The following is a 15,772-nucleotide window of genomic DNA, read 5'->3' on the forward strand; positions in this document are numbered from 1 at the left end:
GGGGGTCTCCGCGGGCGCGGGGGCGCGGGGGGCGGGGCCGCGCGGGCGGGTGCGGTCAGGGGGTCACGCGGTGCAGGTCGCGGGGGTACGCGGTGACCTCGCGGATGTTCGGCGCGCCGGTGATCCGGGCGACGAAGCGCTCCAGGCCGATCGCGAACCCGCCGTGCGGTGGCATGCCGTGCTTGAACGCCTGCAGGTAGGGCTCGTACGGCTCGGGGCTCTCCCCGGCCGCGGCCAGCGCCGCCAGGTAGTCGCTGTAGCGGTGCAGCCGCTGCCCGCCGGTGACCATCTCCAGGCCCCGGAACAGCAGGTCGAAGCTGTTCGACCAGCGCTTGTCGCCCGGCTCCGGGTGCGTGTAGAACGGCCGCTTGACCATCGGGTAGCCGGTGACGAAGACGAACTCGCTGCCGTGCTCGCGCTTGGCCCACTCCCCGACCGCGCGCTCGTGCGCGGGCGCCAGGTCGGGCTCGTCCGCCGGCGCACCCGCGATCTTGAGCGCCTCGCTGAAGTGCAGCGCCGGGATCTCGGCCGGCACCTCGGGCAGGGCCAGGTCCGCGACGGGCGCGCCGAGCGCGGCCACCCTGGCGACCATGGCCGCCACGGTCTCGCGCAGCACCGCCATCACGTCGCGGTGGTCGGTGATGAAGCCCAGCTCCGCGTCCAGCGAGGTGTACTGGGCCAGGTGCCGGGTGGTGTCGCTGGGCTCGGCCCGGAACACCGGCCCGACCTCGTACACCCGCTCGAACACGCCGACCATCTGCTGCTTGTAGAACTGCGGCGACTGCGCCAGGTACGCCGGGCGGCCGAAGTAGTCGAGCGCGAACACGTTCGCCCCGGACTCGGTCGCGGTCGCGACGATCTTCGGCGTGTGGATCTCGGTGAACCCGAGCGCGTCCACACCCTCGCGGAACCCGGCCGCCGCGGCGGCGCTGACGCGCAGCGCACGGCTGCGCGACGGGTGGCGCAGCGACAGCGGGGCGTGGTCGAGCTGGGTCGGCAGGGTCGGCGTCAGCACCGGCCGGTACAGGTCGAACGGGGTCGGCTCGGCGGGCTCGCCGAGCAGGCGTACCGCGACCTCGGTCAGCTCGGCCCCGCCCGGGGCCGCCGGGTTGGCGGTCACGGTGCCCTCGACGGCGACGACGGTCTCCTCCGGGATCGTCTCCAGCCAGGCCCGCAGCTCCGGCTCGGCGACCACGGCCTGGGCCAGCCCGGACGCGTCGCGCACGATCAGGAAGGCGACCGACTTGAGCAGCCGGCGGCGATGGATCCAGCCGGCGATGGTGATCCGGGTGCCCACATGGCGGGGCAGCTCGACGGAAAGGATGCGTTGCATGGGTGGTTACCTCCGGTTCTTCCGCAACGCCATCCCCAAAGGGGTGTGGGCGGTTTGGGAACCCGCGGTGCCACCACACCTTCGCCCGACCGCGGGTGCGGTCCGGCCTCGGCAGGCAGTCGAGCGGGGCCACACGGGCGGCTTCCGCTGCCCGACCCGGGCGTCACTCCGGTGATTCGCCCCGCCGACTGCTGTTGATCAGGAAAGTACCCACCGCGCCGGTTGCGCGCAACCACCTTTCTTGTATGCCGATCCCGACTTGCTGGAGATGCTCGTGGCCGCCCGCAACAGCCGGGACTGGCTGCAGACGCGCGACGCCCTGTCCCTGCTGCCGCGGGTCGAGCTGACCGATCCACTGGCCGCCGTCGACCTGCACGGCGCGCTCGCGCAGCCGGGGCAGCACCGGACCCCGCCGGTGGACGTGATCGTCGTCGCCACGGCCGCCGAGCACCGGCTCACCGTGCTGCATTACGACCGCGACTTCGAGCGGCTCACCACGGTCAGCGGCGGCGCGCACGAGTGGGTGGTCCCGGCGGGCACGGGCCACTGAGACGTCCGTTACCCGGTAGAAGATCAAGCCTGTTTCGCCGCGTACGCTGGCTGGCATGACCATCGTGGCTCCCGAGGGCCGGCGCCTGCTGCGCGTCGAGGCCCGCAACGCCGAGACCCCCATCGAGCGTAAGCCGGAGTGGATCAAGGTCAAGGCGAAGATGGGCCCGGAGTTCACCGCACTGACCTCGCTGGTCAAGCGGGAGGGCCTGCACACCGTCTGCCAGGAAGCCGGCTGCCCCAACATCTACGAGTGCTGGGAGGACCGCGAGGCGACCTTCCTCATCGGCGGTGACCAGTGCACCCGGCGCTGCGACTTCTGCCAGATCGACACCGGCAAGCCGGCCGAGTTCGACGCCGACGAGCCCCGCCGGGTCGGCGAGTCCGTCGCCACCATGGAGCTGAAGTACGCCACCGTGACCGGTGTGGCCCGCGACGACCTGCCCGACGGCGGCGCCTGGCTCTACGCCGAGACGGTCCGCCAGATCCACGCGCTGGTGCCCGGCTGCGGCGTCGAGCTGCTGATCCCGGACTTCAACGGCAACCCGGAGCAGCTCGCCGAGGTCTTCTCGGCCGCGCCCGAGGTGCTCGCGCACAACGTGGAGACCGTGCCGCGGATCTTCAAGCGGATCCGCCCCGCGTTCCGCTACGAGCGCTCCCTCGACGTGATCACCCAGGCCCGCGCGGCCGGGCTGGTCACCAAGTCGAACCTGATCCTCGGCCTCGGCGAGGAGCGGGCGGAGATCTCGCAGGCCCTGCGCGACCTGCACGCCGCCGGCTGCGAGCTGATCACCATCACCCAGTACCTGCGCCCCACCCCCCGCCACCACCCCGTCGAGCGCTGGGTGAAGCCGGAGGAGTTCGTCGAGCTGCGCGAGGAGGCCGAGGAGATCGGCTTCGCGGGCGTCATGAGCGGTCCGCTGGTGCGTTCGTCGTACCGGGCGGGACGCTTGTATCGTCAGGCACTCGACGCGCGTACCGCCGCCTGATCGTCAACTCACCACCGACCCACCCTAGGATCCGTCTATGGCAAAGGCCGAAGAGAAGGTCTCCTTCACCCAGCGGTTGAAGCAGATCGGCATGGTGTTCAAGTTCACCGCCAAGCAGGACAAGTGGTTCACGCCCCTGGTGGCGGCCGCGATCCTGCTGCCGCTCGCGTTCACCGTGGTCGCGGTGCTGCTGGGCTGGGGCTGGATCTGGATCCCGCTGGGCGTCCTCACCGCGCTGCTGGCCGTGCTCATCGTGCTCAACCTGCGGTCCAACACCGCGATGATGAACATGATGGAGGGCCAGCCGGGTGCGGCCGGGCAGCTCGTCGAGCAGATGCGCGGCGACTGGCGGGTCAAGCAGGCCGTCTCGGCGACCACGCAGTTCGACGTGGTGCACATGGTCATCGGCCGTCCCGGCGTCATCCTGATCGCCGAGGGCAACCCGGCGCGGGTGAAGCCGCTGCTCGGTGAGCAGAAGCGCCGCCTGTCGAAGGTCATCGGCGACGCCCCGCTGTACGACTACATCATCGGCAACGAGGAGGGCCAGGTGTCGATCCGCAAGCTGCGGATGACCCTGATGCGCCTGCCCCGCAACCTGTCGGGCAAGGAGGTCAACGGCCTCGACCGGGCCCTGACCGCCCTCACCGCCCGCCCCCAGATGCCCAAGGGCCAGCTCCCGAAGGAGTTCCGCCCGCCGCGCATGCCCCGCGGCGGCGGCCGCATGCGCTGACCACGAACGAGGACAGGGCACCTTCTCAGCGCGCCGTGCGTTGCAGAAGGTGCCCTTTCTTATGTGGTAATTTATAGATACTCATAAGATCCAGTAGGAATATTGCGGAAGGTTTCTACTGGATCTAGCGTGGCATCCATGACCGACATGCGGCGCATCACGGACCCCGCAGTGCTCAAGGGCCTCGCCCAGCCCATCCGCCAGAAGCTGTACCGGCTGCTGGTGCAGAGCGGCCCCGCCACCGGTGCCACGCTGGCCCGGCGCCTGGGCACCGACCCCGGGCAGACCAGCTACCACCTGCGCGAGCTGGCCAAGGCCGGCTTCGTCGAGGACGCACCCGAACTCGCCCGCGACCGCCGCGAGCGCTGGTGGCGCGCGGTGCCCGGCCCCACCGGCTGGTCCTCCGCCGACTTCCCCACCCCCGAAGGCCAGGCGATCACCTCAGCCGTCAAGGCCCAGCTCGTCCTCGACGAGTTCGAGCGGGTACGCCGCTACGAGCAGACCCGCGACACGTGGAGCGAGCAGTGGCAGGCCGCCGCCATGAGCAGCGACTCCTTCCTCCGGCTCACCGCCGCCGAGCTGGCCGAGCTCACCGGCGAGCTGCACGAGCTGGTCGTCCGCTGGAAAGACCGCGGCCGCGCCGCAGCCGCCTCCGCTGACGCCACCACCGCCGGTGCCGGTGACGGTCGCGAGCACGTCTTCCTGTTCTTCCACGCCTTCCCGGAGCGTCCCTGATGACCGCCCCCGCCACCGTGACCGCCCCCGTCGGGCCGCTCCTGATCGCGCAGGCCGGGCCGCCCGCCCACCGCGATCCCACGTACCTGCGCTATCTCGGCGGCCAGGCGGTGTCGATCCTCGGCGACCAGGTCTGGTACGTGGCTCTGTCGTACAGCGCGGTCCAGCTCGCCTCACCCGGCACCGCCGGCGTGGTGCTCGCCGTATCGGCGCTGCCCCGGCTGGTGCTGCTGCTGTTCGGCGGCGCGTTCGTCGACCGGTACGGCCCGCGCCGCCTCATGATCGGCAGTGACGCGGCCCGCGGAGTGATCGCGCTGGTCACCGCCGCCGTCGCGCTCGCCCAGCCCAGCGTCGCCCTGCTGGTCGTCGTCGCGCTCGCGTTCGGGCTGGCCGACGCGCTGTTCCTGCCCGCCGCCGGGGCGATGCTCCCCCGCCTGCTGTCCCCCACCCAGCTCACCGGCGGTCTGGCCCTGTCCGGCCTGACCGCACGGGCCGCCCTCACCCTCGGCGCGCCGCTGGGCGGCCTGCTGCTGCCGATCGGCGGGCTGCCGCTGGCGTGCCTGGTCAACGCGGCCACGTTCGCGGTGTCGGTGCTCGCGCTGTGGTCGGTGCACCCCGCACCCGCCACGCCCACGCCGCGTACGCCGGTCGGCACGGCGGTCCGGGAGGGGCTCACCTACCTGCTCCGGCACCGGCTGCTGCGCGTGGTGCTGCTGGCCGGGCTGCTGGTCAACCTGGGCGCGGTCGGGCCACTGAACGTCGGCCTCGCGCTGGTGGCCGACCAGCGCGACTGGGGCTCGGCCGGGATCGGCGTGATGCTCGCCGGGTTCGGCGTCGGCTCCGTCGCCGGCAACCTGCTGATGATGCGGTGGCGGCCGCGGCACGGTCTCGGCATGATCGCCGGAGCGTGTGCGGTGGTGCAGGCGGGCGCGCTGTTCGCCATCGCGGTGGCCCCGGCACCGGCCTGGGCGTTCGCCGCCACGGCCCTCGGCGGGCTGGCGGGCGGGCCGCAGGCGGTGCTGCTGACCGGGCTGACGCACACGTACACGGCCGACTCGCACCGCGGCCGGGTGGCCTCCATCAACAGCCTGGCGAGCCTGGGCATCACCCCGGTGGCGATGGCCGTCATGGGCTTCGCCGCCGAGGGCATGGGCACCACGCGGGCCTTCGCCGCCAGCGCCGCGCTGGTGCTCGCCGCGGCCGCACTGTGCCTGCTCAACCCGTCCCTACGCCAGGCCACCCTGCACACCACGCCAGCGCCCCCCAACCCCACCGCCGCCACCCGCTAACGGGCCGGTCTGCGGTCGGCTGGCTAGGTCAGTGCGAATTTGCCAGGCAGATGGGCCTTTGCCGCGTCAAGATACGCACCGGTGCCAGGCAAGTCGGATGATCAAGCCCGCACGCCGGCCAGCGCGGTCAGGCAGGGTCCGACCAGGCGAGCTTTGCCGGGCGAGGGCTCCGGTCAGGCGGAGGCTTCGGCCCGGGGCTTCGGCCGGCGAGGGCGTGGGGTGGGCGGGGCCCCTGGTCAGGCGGCGGGGCGGATCATGGTGCCGGCGGCGCGGTCGTGCAGGCCGCGACGCTCGCTGTCCATGATCAGAGCCGGGATGACCAGCGCGAGCAGCACGCCGCGCAGGGCGCCGCGGATCAGGCCGACCGGCTGACCCGTATCGACCCCGAGGCAGGTAATCTTCGCCAGGCGCATGCCCGGCGTCTGCCCGAAGATTCCGGCAAATACGGCGTAAACGGCGATCAGCACCACCGGCGCCGCCCAGCCGTCCCGCATCGGGTCCGCGAAGAGCCCGGCCGCCAGCACGCAGAGCATCCAGTCGAGCAGCAGCGCCCCGAACCGGCGGGCCAGGGAGGGTACGGCGGGAAGGGATGCGTCAGTCACCCGCCGAGCGTACCGTCCGCGCTGCCGGACCGGTCGGCTGAGCTGCCCGCCCAGCCCGAAGCGGCAGGTTACGGGTGACGTAACACGGCCGAAACAAAACCGACATGGCCGGGCAATGCCACGGTTCTAGCGTCGCGACCAGCCAATGGCCACCCGACGCAACGCAGCGCCGTCGGCCGCGTCTCCCGAGGTCAACCCCGGAGATGTGCTGAAGTGGGGGCCGGGAGCTCCCGCAGACCATCCGTGCCAGGAGGACGTGTTGTTCGCCAATTCCGAGGAACTGCTTCGGTACATCAAGGACGAAGACGTCAAGTTCGTCGATGTCCGTTTCTGTGACCTGCCCGGCGTGATGCAGTTCTTCACCGTGCCGGTGCAGTCGTTCGACGCGAGCGTCTTCCGTGACGGCCTCGCGTTCGACGGCTCGTCCATCCGCGGCTTCCAGCAGATCCACGAGTCGGACATGCTGCTGCTGCCGGACGTGACCACGGCGTTCGTCGACCCGTTCCGCGCGCAGAAGACCCTGGCTCTGAACTTCTTCATCCACGACCCGTTCACCCGCGAGGCCTACTCGCGCGACCCGCGGAACGTGGCGAAGAAGGCCGAGGCGTACCTGGCCGCCAGCGGCATCGCCGACACCGCGTACTTCGGCGCCGAGGCGGAGTTCTACATCTTCGACTCGATCCGCTACTCGACCCAGGCCAACCAGGCGTTCTACCACATCGACTCGATCGAGGGCGCGTGGAACACCGGCGCCGCGACCAACGCCGACGGCAGCGCCAACCGCGGTTACAAGCCCGGTTACAAGGGCGGCTACTTCCCGGTCGCGCCGACCGACCACTACGCCGACCTGCGCGACACCATGGTGACGAACCTGGTGGACCTCGGCTACACCGTCGAGCGCGGTCACCACGAGGTCGGCACCGCCGGTCAGGCCGAGATCAACTACAAGTTCTCGACCCTGCTGGCCGCCGGCGACCAGATGCAGCTGTTCAAGTACGTCATCAAGAACACCGCCTGGCAGGCCGGCAAGACCGCGACCTTCATGCCGAAGCCGCTGTTCGGTGACAACGGCTCGGGCATGCACACCCACCAGAGCCTCTGGCTGGGCGGCGAGCCGCTGTTCTACGACGAGACCGGCTACGCCGGCCTGTCCGACACGGCCCGCTGGTACATCGGCGGTCTGCTGCACCACGCGCCGTCGCTGCTGGCCTTCACCAACCCGTCGGTCAACTCGTACCGCCGCCTGGTGCCGGGCTTCGAGGCGCCGGTCAACCTGGTGTACTCGCAGCGCAACCGCTCCGCCTGCACCCGGATCCCGGTCACCGGCACGAACGCGAAGGCCAAGCGCATCGAGTTCCGCTGCCCGGACCCGTCGTCGAACCCGTACCTGGCGTTCTCGGCGATGCTGATGGCCGGGCTGGACGGCATCCGCAACAAGATCGAGCCGCCGGCCCCGATCGACAAGGACCTCTACGACCTGCCGCCGGAGGAGGTCGCCAACGTCACCCAGGTGCCCGGCTCCCTCTCCGACGTGCTCACGTCGCTGGAGAAGGACAACGAGTACCTGCAGGCCGGTGGCGTGTTCACCAGCGACCTGATCGAGACCTGGATCGACTACAAGCGGTCCAACGAGATCGACCCGGTCCGCCTGCGTCCGACCCCGCACGAGTTCCAGATGTACTTCGACTGCTGAGTTCCGCTCGGTAGACGGAAGAAGGCCCCGCCGACTCGGCGGGGCCTTCTTCCGTCTCAGGGACCGGGATTTCGGCAGGGGCGGCGCGCGAAGATCGCTGCCTCAGGTCAGAAAGTGAGGTCTGACCTGAGGTTTTGACACAAGACAGCGATCATCAGGTCAGGCAGCCGGAGCCGGAGCGGGCGCGGCCTCGGCAGCCGGAGCGGCGGCCGGAGCAGCAGCCGGAGCAGCAGCAGCCGGAGCAGCAGCGGCCGGAGCCGGGGCGCCGGTGGGGTCGACGGCGACCGCGGCGGCGACGGCGGGAGCGAGCACGGGGCTCGCGGCAGCGGCCGCGACGACGGCGGTGGCCGCGGCGGCCGGTGCGGCGTTGATCAGGCTGGGGCTGTTGGCCGCGCCGATCGGGCCGGACCCGACCGACATCAGCACGGACAGCAGGGCGGCGCTGAAGGCCAGCGACAGCGCGCCGCGCCAGTCGATCGCGGCGACGTCGACGCCGACGACCCCGCTGACCTGGCCCACGCCGAAGGCGGCGATCAGCGCCTGGACGAAGGTCTTGATGGCACGCTCGGCGCTGGCGATCCAGAACTGCTTGTTCAGCAGGTACATCGGAGCTCTCCTGGAGATGAGGGGGGACACCGGGAAGCGACCCTTGAGCTTAGATGCCTATCGCTGCTCCGGCCTGTCCGCATGCCGACGGACCGAATGACCAGCTAAATCTGCGTTACCTGGTGGTAACGCGCATCACACGACATGCGTAGACTCCGCCAACGTGAAACCCCCACGTCTTCTGCTCCGCCGCCTGCGTACCACCGCGCTCTGGCTGCTCGGCGTCGTGACGGTGCTCGCCGTCGTCGTCGCCGGCCTCGGTGTCTGGTCGGTGCGTCGCGCTTTCGCCACCGTCGACGGTGAGCTCACCCTGTCCGGGCTGTCCGCCCCGGTGACAGTGCGCCGCGACGCGTACGGCATCCCCCAGCTCTACGCCAAGACCAGCGACGACCTGTACCGCGCCCAGGGCTACGTGCACGCCCAGGACCGGTTCTGGGAGATGGACTTCCGCCGCCACGTGACCGCCGGCCGGGTCTCCGAGCTGTTCGGCGCGTCCCAGCTCGAGACGGACAAGTACCTGCGCACCATGGGCTGGCGCCGGGTCGCCGAGCAGGAGCTGGCGCTGCTCAAGCCGGAGTCGCAGCAGGCGCTGCGGGCGTACGCGGACGGTGTGAACGCGTGGCTCGCCGCGAACGCCGACCCGGCGTCGCTTCCGTCGGGCCAGGGCGAGGGCTTCGCCGCGTCCGGTGCGCTGAGCCTGGAGTACTCCCTGCTGGGCCTGCAGAACTCCGGTTACGTGGTCGAGCGGTGGACGCCGACCGACAGCCTGGCCTGGCTCAAGGCGATGGCCTGGGACCTGCGCGGCAACATGGAGGCCGAGATCCGCCGGGCCGCCCTGCAGGCCGAGGGCCTGACCAAGGAGCAGGTGGACCAGCTCTACCCGGCGTACCCGATGGACCGGAACCTGCCGATCGTGACCGGCGGCGTGGTCGTGAACGGAGCGTTCGACGCCAAGGCGACCGCCCCGGCGGCGCCGCCGGCCACGCCCGCGCCGCTGGCGACCCCGCTGGCCGCGACGGGCCTGCGCGACCTCGCCGACGGCCTGGCCGCGCTGCCGGGCCTGATGGGCAACGCCGACGGCGACGGCATCGGCTCGAACTCGTGGGTGATCAGCGGGAAGCTGACCGCGACCGGCAAGCCGATCCTCGCCAACGACCCGCACCTGAGCCCGAGCCAGCCCGGTATCTGGTACCAGATGGGGCTGCACTGCGAGTGCGGCGTGGACGTCGCCGGGTTCAGCTTCTCCGGCGTGCCCGGTGTCGTCATCGGCCACAACGCGAAGATCGCCTGGGGCTTCACCAACCTCGACCCTGACGTGATCGACATGTACCTGGAGGAGGTCGACGGCGACAAGGTCAAGGTCGGCGACGGCTGGGAGCCGCTGGCCGGCCGCCAGGAGGTCATCAAGGTCGCGGGCGGCGACGACGTCACCATCACGGTGCGCACCGGCCGCCACGGCCCGCTGCTGTCCGACGCCAGCGAGAGCCTGGCCAAGCTCGGCGGGAAGTACGCCGTCGCGATGCGCTGGACCGCGCTCGACCCCGGCCGCACCGCCGACGCGCTGTTCGCGCTGAACAAGGCGGGTAACTGGACCGAGTTCCGGGCCGCCGCGGCGCAGTTCGAGGTGCCCGCGCAGAACATCGTCTACGCCGACGTCGAGGGCAACATCGGCTACCAGTCGCCGGGCCGCATCCCGGTCCGCGGCGCGGGCGACGGCAAGCGGTTCGCGCCCGGCTGGGACAAGGCGTACGACTGGACGGGCTTCCTCCCGTTCGAGCAGCTGCCCAGCGTGCTGAACCCGGACCGCGGCTACGTGGTGACCGCCAACCAGGCGGTGATCGGCGACCAGTACCAGCCGCACCTGACCGACGACTGGAGCTACGGCTACCGCAGCCAGCGCATCTACGACATGATCGAGGCCGCGGGCGGCAAGATCACCGTCGAGGACGTGCAGAAGCAGCAGTTCGACAACCGCAACGGCTTCGCCCCGACGCTGATCCCGGCCCTGCAGAAGGCGCCGCGACCGGCCCCGTCGCAGGTCGAGAAGAACGCCGACGCGCTGCTCGCCGACTGGGACTACCAGCAGGGCGAGGACTCCGCCGCGGCCGCGTACTACAACGCGGTGTGGAAGAACCTGCTCGGCCTCACCTTCGACGAGCTGGGCGCCGACTACGCCGCCGACGGCGGGGACCGCTGGTTCGAGGTGGTGCGCGGGCTGCTGAACAAGCCCGACGACAAGTGGTGGGACGTCAAGGGCACCCCGGCCGTGGAAAAGCGCGACGACATGCTCGCCCAGGCCATGTCGGCGGCGGTGAAGGAGCTGTCCGAGGCGCAGGGTGAGGACCCGGCGCAGTGGCGCTGGGGCGCGATGCACACGCTGACCCCGACCCACGCCACGTTCGGCGAGTCCGGCATCGGCCCGATCGAGTGGCTGTTCAACCGGGACACCGTCGGGGTGTCGGGTGGCGACGCGATCGTCAACGCCACCGGCTGGAGCGCCGGCGAGGGTTACGAGGTCGACGCGGTGCCGTCCATGCGCATGATCGTGAACCTGGCGAACCTGGACGACTCCCGCTGGATCCAGCTGACCGGCAACTCCGGTCACGCGTTCCACGAGCACTACGCCGACCAGTTCGAACTGTGGCGCACCGGGCGTACGCTGCCGTTCCGCTTCGACAAGGCCACCATCGAGAAGGAGGCCACGGCGACGCTGGTCCTCCAGCCCTGACCCGGCCTGAGTTAGGAAGGGCACCTTCTACAACGGAATCCGTTAAGAAGGTGCCCTTCCTTTCTGGGCTAGGCGGGTTGGGGGGTGGGCAGCGCGATCACGAGGCACGGCGCGCCCAGGGAGATGCCCGTGTCGACGGCCATCGCCAGGCCGTCGGCGTACGTGATCGGGCCGCGGACCGCCGCCGGGGGCACGCCGAAGGTCTCCGGGATGGTCGAGTGGCCGTGCACGATCTGCCGCCCGCCCAGCCGTTCCAGCAGCGTACGGGCGTTGGCCACGCCGTCGTTGTGCTCCAGGAACTCGAACCGGCGAAACAGCAGCCGGGTGTTGCGGCCGAACGTGGCCGCGTCGCGCTCGTGCATGATCCGGCGCAGCGTGGCGTTGATCTCCTCGACGGTGCCGCCGAACTCCAGGTAGGCCAGGGTGTCGGCGTGCAGCAGCAGGTGGTCGTCGACCAGCGCGACCGCGGGCAGGTCGGCCAGCCAGCCGGCCCGCTCCTCGTCGAGCCGGTCCAGGTCGTGCTCCTGGCCGCCGTTGAGCGCCCACACCTGGACGATGGTGCGCACCTCGGTCACCGGCGCCTCGGGCACGAAGCGGCTGCCGTAGAGCAGCATGTCGTGGTTGCCGATGACGCAGCCGACCTCGCCGCCGGCCGCGACGGCCTCGGCCTGCAACCGCCGGATCAGGTCGATGACGCCGATGCCGTCCGGGCCGCGATCGGTGAGGTCGCCCAGGAACCACAGGCGCGCGTCAGCGCCGCACCAGGCGCCTGCCTCGTCCAGCAGGCCCGCCTCGCGCAGGGCCCCGGTCAGCGGCGCGAGGTGCCCGTGCACGTCACCGACCACGTACAGCGTCACGCGATCACCCTAGAGCACGAACGTGGCCAGTCGCCGGGCACGCCGCTCGCGGGGCGGCGTGCCGGTGCGGCGGCGCGGGCTCCGGCGCGTCAGCGGGCCCCCTGGCCGCCCGTCACCGCCGCGCCGCGCGACGCGATGCCGGCCACCACCGCCGTGCCCAGCAGCAGGGCCGGGATGAGGAACCACAGTCCGACGCCGAGGCCGAGCAGGAGGCCCCAAGCCAGCAGCACCAGCGCCGCGACCGTCGTGGTGACGGCGACGGCGCGGCCGGCCAGGTCGGCCACGACGGGGCACACGGCGGCGAGCACGGGCACGCCCAGCAGGTACGCGGCGGCAGCGCCGCTGTCGTCGACCGTGAACGGCAGCAGCGCCACGGCGATCCCCGCCGTGGCGGCGAGCGCGAGCAGCCGCAGCACCCGCCCGACGGCGTCGGGTGCCGCCCGGTGCCTGCTCCAGTACATGACCGCTGCCGATGCGATGAACAGGGCGAGAACCGCCCCCACTGTCGAGGCTACGTTCACTTCGGTGACTCCTTCGTCGTGATGATGTCAGCGATCCGGGTGTCGTGCGTGCGTCGAGCGGGCCACCGCGCTAGGCCATGAACAGCCGTTCCACGGCGGCTCGGGCGCGGCGGGTGGTCTTGAGGTACTCGTCGAGGAACTCGCCGGGGTCGCCGCCGGTCAGCAGGCGCGCCACGCCCGCCAGCTCGACGCCGTGCCGGGGCAGCTGGTCGGCGGCCCGGCCCCGGATCAGGGTCAGCGCGTTGCGGATCCGCGAGCACAGCGTCCATGCCGCGGCCAGCACCTCGGCGTCCTCGACGGACACCAGGTCGGCCGCGTGGGCGGCGGCGAGCGCGTCGAGCGTACGCGGCGTGCGCAGCCCCGCCACCTCGTGGCCGTGCCGCAGCTGCCACAGCTGCACCGTCCACTCGACGTCGGCGATGCCGCCGCGGCCGAGCTTGGTGTGGGTGAGCGGGTCGGCGCCGCGGGGCAGCCGCTCGTTCTCCACCCGCGCCTTGATCCGGCGGATCTCGGTGATCTGCTCGCGGCGCAGCCCGTTCAGCGGGTAGCGCACCGGGTCGATCAGCGCGATGAACTCGGCGGCCAGGTCCGCGTCGCCGGCCACGGGCCGCGCCCGCAGCAGCGCCTGCGCCTCCCACACCTGCGACCAGGTCGCGTAGTAGCGCTGGTACGCGGCGAGGCTGCGGACCAGCGGCCCCTGCCGCCCCTCGGGCCGCAGGTCGGCGTCGATGCCCAGCGGCGGGTCGGGCGCGGGCGCGGACAGCAGCGTGCGCAACTGCTCGGCGATCGCCAGCGCGGCGCCGTTGGCCTCGTCGTCGCGCAGGCGACGCGCGGCCGGCTCCGCGTCCGCCGGGCCCGGCGACTGGTCGTACACGAACAGCACGTCGGCGTCGCTCGGGTAGCTCAGCTCCGCCCCGCCGAGGCGGCCCATGCCGATCACCGCGAAGCGCAGCTCGTCCGGGACGCCCGCGGCCTGCCGGGCCACGGCCAGCGCCGCGGCGATGGTGGCGTCGGTCAGGTCGGCCAGCCCCTGCCCCACCTCGCCGATCTCGACGGTCTTCGCCGGGGCCAGCTCGCCCGCGCCGCTGAGCAGGTCGGCGCTGCCGATGCGGAACAGCTCCCGGCGGCGCATCGCGCGCACCGCCGCCACCGCGGCGCGCGGCTCGGTGTGCCGGGACGCCGCCGCGGCCAGCCCGTCCAGCAGCGACTGCCGGGTGCGCAGGGTCAGCTCGCCCTCGTCGGCGAGCAGGCGCAGCGCCTCCGGGTCGCGCGACAGCAGGTCGGTGAGGTATCGCGAGCTGTCCAGCACCCGGGCCAGCCGCAGCGCCACCGGGCCCTCGTCGCGCAGCAGCCGCAGATACCAGGGCGTGCTGCCCATGGTGTCGGACACCTGCCGGTACGCCAGCAGCCCGGCGTCGGGGTCGGGCGCGTCGGCGAACTCGGCCAGCAGCACCGGCAGCAGCGTGCGCTGGATCGCGGCGGTGCGCGACACGCCCGCGGTCAGCGCCTCGATGTGCCGCAGCGCGCCCGCCGGGTCGGCGTAGCCGAGCAGCTCCAGGCGCTTGCGGGCGGCGTCGGGGCGCAGCGACAGGCCGTCGGCGGGCACCCGCGCCACGGCCGCCAGCAGGGGGCGGTAGAGCAGCTTCGCGTGCAGGCGGCGTACCTCGGCGGCGTGGGTGACCCAGTCGGCGCGGAACGCGGCGATGGGGTCCAGTCCGCCGCCCTCCCGGCCCCGGCCCGTGCCGAGCGAGGGCTCCTCCCGCTTGTAGTTCATCGCCCGCGCCAGCCAGCGCAGCGCCGCGGTGCCCGCGCCGCCGTCGTCGGCGGGCACCGTGTGGGTCCGCCGCAGCCGCTGCAGCTGCAGCCGGTGCTCGACGTTGCGCAGGAAGCGGTACGCGTCGCTGAGCGCCTCGCCGTCGCCCCGGCCCACATACCCGCCCGCGACCAGCGCGCGTAGCGCCTTGAGCGAGTTGCCCGAGCGCAGCGTCTCGTCGACGCGGCCGTGTACGAGCTGCAGCAGCTGCACCGCGAACTCGATGTCGCGCAGCCCGCCCGGCCCGCGCTTGATCTCCCGGTCGATCTCGGCGCGCGGCACCTGCTCGATGATGCGCCGCCGCATGGCCCGCACGTCCTCGACCGCCTCCGGCCGCTCGGCGGCGTGCCAGATCAGCGGCTGGAGCGCGGCCAGCCAGGCCTTGCCGAGGCTCGCGTCACCGGCCACGGGACGTGCTTTGAGCAGCGCCTGGAACTCCCAGGTCCGGGCCCAGCGCTGGTAGTAGACGAGGTGGCTGGCCAGCGTACGCACCAGCGGGCCGCGCCCGCCCTCGGGCCGCAGCGCGGCGTCCACCGGCCAGGCGACCTGCCCGCAGATCTCCATCAGCGCGGCGGCGACGGTGGTGCCCGCGGCCAGGTCCTCGTCCTCGGCCGCGACGAAGATGACGTCCACGTCCGAGACGTAGTTCAGCTCGTCCCCACCGCACTTGCCCATCGCGATGACCGCCAGCTTCGGCCGCTGCGGCCCCACCCGCCCCAGCGCGATCCGGTACGCCGCCCGCAGCGTCGCGTCGGCCAGCGCGGTGACCTCGGTCATCGTCGCCTCGACGTCGACGCCGTCGGCGAGGTCGGCCGCCGCGATCCGCAGCAGCCCCCGCTGGTACGCCGCCCGCAGCGACGGCACGTCGGCCAGGCCGCTGTGCACCTCGTAGCGCGGCGGCACGCTGTGCGTCAGCACCCGCCACTGCCCGGTCTGCGCGGCGAGCTGGTCGCCCAGCGCCGACGACGCCCCGAGCACGGTGATCAGCCGGATCCGCAGATCCTCGTCGGCGCCCAGCCATTCGATGACACTCTTGCCGGTGCCGTCGCCGGCGCCTTTGGCCGTGCTCCCGGCGGCGGTCCGGGCCCGCTCGCCGGCGCGGTCGCGCTCGGCGATCCGGTGCAGCTGGCGCAGCGCCAGATCCGGGTCGGCGGCGCGGCCGAGCTGCTCCAGGATGAGCGCGCTCTCCTCGTCCACCGGCCGCTGCGCGGCCGCGTCCCACAGGTGCAGCCCGCTCGCGCCCAGCAGCACCGCCGGATCGGGCCCCGTCGCCGACAGGGTGAAGCCGTACCGTGCCAGCCGCCCGATTCCCGCCACCCGCTCAGGT

General features: G+C 72.3%; 13 protein-coding genes. 7 read left to right on the forward strand and 6 right to left on the reverse strand.

The features are described from left to right. Positions 1-55: 55 nt before the first annotated feature. Entirely contained in the window at positions 56-1,333 is a 1,278-nt protein-coding gene (gene aspS / locus AB0J67_RS10200) for an aspartate--tRNA(Asn) ligase (protein ID WP_363479066.1), read from the reverse strand. A gap of 268 nt (positions 1,334-1,601) precedes the next feature. Here aspS and AB0J67_RS10205 point away from each other — a divergent pair, with 268 nt between their 5' ends. The 5 genes from AB0J67_RS10205 to AB0J67_RS10225 all read left to right on the forward strand — a co-directional run bounded on the left by AB0J67_RS10205 (position 1,602) and on the right by AB0J67_RS10225 (position 5,625). Beyond that, positions 1,602-1,883, forward strand: coding sequence for a PIN domain-containing protein (locus tag AB0J67_RS10205; RefSeq protein ID WP_363479235.1), 282 nt, complete (start codon positions 1,602-1,604; stop codon positions 1,881-1,883). Positions 1,884-1,938: 55 nt separating this feature from the next. Beyond that, positions 1,939-2,871: a lipoyl synthase gene (gene lipA / locus AB0J67_RS10210; protein ID WP_363479069.1), complete on the forward strand. Its 933-nt coding sequence runs from the start codon at positions 1,939-1,941 to the stop codon at positions 2,869-2,871. A gap of 37 nt (positions 2,872-2,908) precedes the next feature. Further along, positions 2,909-3,601, forward strand: a complete 693-nt coding sequence (locus AB0J67_RS10215) for a DUF4191 domain-containing protein (RefSeq protein ID WP_363479072.1) — start codon at positions 2,909-2,911, stop codon at positions 3,599-3,601. A 138-nt stretch (positions 3,602-3,739) separates the two neighbouring features. Beyond that, positions 3,740-4,336, forward strand: coding sequence for a helix-turn-helix domain-containing protein (locus AB0J67_RS10220; protein ID WP_363479075.1), 597 nt, complete (start codon positions 3,740-3,742; stop codon positions 4,334-4,336). Beyond that, positions 4,336-5,625: an MFS transporter gene (locus AB0J67_RS10225; RefSeq protein ID WP_363479078.1), complete on the forward strand. Its 1,290-nt coding sequence runs from the start codon at positions 4,336-4,338 to the stop codon at positions 5,623-5,625. Before AB0J67_RS10220 ends, AB0J67_RS10225 begins: the two co-directional genes overlap by 1 nt. Before the next feature lie 236 nt (positions 5,626-5,861). Here AB0J67_RS10225 and AB0J67_RS10230 read toward each other — a convergent pair whose 3' ends face one another. After that, entirely contained in the window at positions 5,862-6,227 is a 366-nt protein-coding gene (locus tag AB0J67_RS10230) for an RDD family protein (RefSeq protein ID WP_363479081.1), read from the reverse strand. 259 nt (positions 6,228-6,486) lie between these two features. On the opposite strand from AB0J67_RS10230, the gene glnA reads away from it, so the two are divergent. Continuing rightward, complete coding sequence (glnA, locus tag AB0J67_RS10235; protein ID WP_363479084.1) at positions 6,487-7,920, forward strand: type I glutamate--ammonia ligase; 1,434 nt, start codon at positions 6,487-6,489, stop codon at positions 7,918-7,920. 159 nt (positions 7,921-8,079) lie between these two features. Here the strand turns inward: glnA and AB0J67_RS10240 are convergent, their stop codons facing one another. Continuing rightward, positions 8,080-8,526: a holin gene (locus AB0J67_RS10240; RefSeq protein WP_363479087.1), complete on the reverse strand. Its 447-nt coding sequence runs from the start codon at positions 8,524-8,526 to the stop codon at positions 8,080-8,082. A gap of 163 nt (positions 8,527-8,689) precedes the next feature. On the opposite strand from AB0J67_RS10240, the gene AB0J67_RS10245 reads away from it, so the two are divergent. After that, positions 8,690-11,254, forward strand: a complete 2,565-nt coding sequence (locus AB0J67_RS10245; protein WP_363479090.1) for a penicillin acylase family protein — start codon at positions 8,690-8,692, stop codon at positions 11,252-11,254. 68 nt (positions 11,255-11,322) lie between these two features. Here the strand turns inward: AB0J67_RS10245 and AB0J67_RS10250 are convergent, their stop codons facing one another. The 3 genes from AB0J67_RS10250 to AB0J67_RS10260 all read right to left on the reverse strand — a co-directional run bounded on the left by AB0J67_RS10250 (position 11,323) and on the right by AB0J67_RS10260 (position 15,753). Further along, complete coding sequence (locus AB0J67_RS10250) at positions 11,323-12,111, reverse strand: metallophosphoesterase (RefSeq protein ID WP_363479093.1); 789 nt, start codon at positions 12,109-12,111, stop codon at positions 11,323-11,325. A gap of 89 nt (positions 12,112-12,200) precedes the next feature. Then, positions 12,201-12,632 (reverse strand): hypothetical protein, encoded by a 432-nt coding sequence (locus AB0J67_RS10255; protein ID WP_363479096.1) that lies wholly within the window; start codon positions 12,630-12,632, stop codon positions 12,201-12,203. A gap of 70 nt (positions 12,633-12,702) precedes the next feature. After that, a complete protein-coding gene (locus AB0J67_RS10260) occupies positions 12,703-15,753 on the reverse strand; it encodes a bifunctional [glutamine synthetase] adenylyltransferase/[glutamine synthetase]-adenylyl-L-tyrosine phosphorylase (RefSeq protein ID WP_363479238.1) in 3,051 nt (1,016 codons plus the stop codon). Between the last annotated feature and the right edge of the window lie 19 nt (positions 15,754-15,772).

It is taken from the genome of Catellatospora sp. NPDC049609 (assembly GCF_040675365.1).
Taxonomy (GTDB): domain Bacteria; phylum Actinomycetota; class Actinomycetes; order Mycobacteriales; family Micromonosporaceae; genus Catellatospora.

Excerpts from the sequence above, each read along its gene's own strand:
- aspS (WP_363479066.1), bottom strand. The coding sequence starts at position 1,333 with ATGCAACGCATCCTTTCCGTCGAGCTGCCCCGCCATGTGGGCACCCGG.
- AB0J67_RS10205 (WP_363479235.1), top strand. The coding sequence starts at position 1,602 with ATGCTCGTGGCCGCCCGCAACAGCCGGGACTGGCTGCAGACGCGCGAC.
- lipA (WP_363479069.1), top strand. The coding sequence starts at position 1,939 with ATGACCATCGTGGCTCCCGAGGGCCGGCGCCTGCTGCGCGTCGAGGCC.
- AB0J67_RS10215 (WP_363479072.1), top strand. The coding sequence starts at position 2,909 with ATGGCAAAGGCCGAAGAGAAGGTCTCCTTCACCCAGCGGTTGAAGCAG.
- AB0J67_RS10220 (WP_363479075.1), top strand. The coding sequence starts at position 3,740 with ATGACCGACATGCGGCGCATCACGGACCCCGCAGTGCTCAAGGGCCTC.
- AB0J67_RS10225 (WP_363479078.1), top strand. The coding sequence starts at position 4,336 with ATGACCGCCCCCGCCACCGTGACCGCCCCCGTCGGGCCGCTCCTGATC.
- AB0J67_RS10240 (WP_363479087.1), bottom strand. The coding sequence starts at position 8,526 with ATGTACCTGCTGAACAAGCAGTTCTGGATCGCCAGCGCCGAGCGTGCC.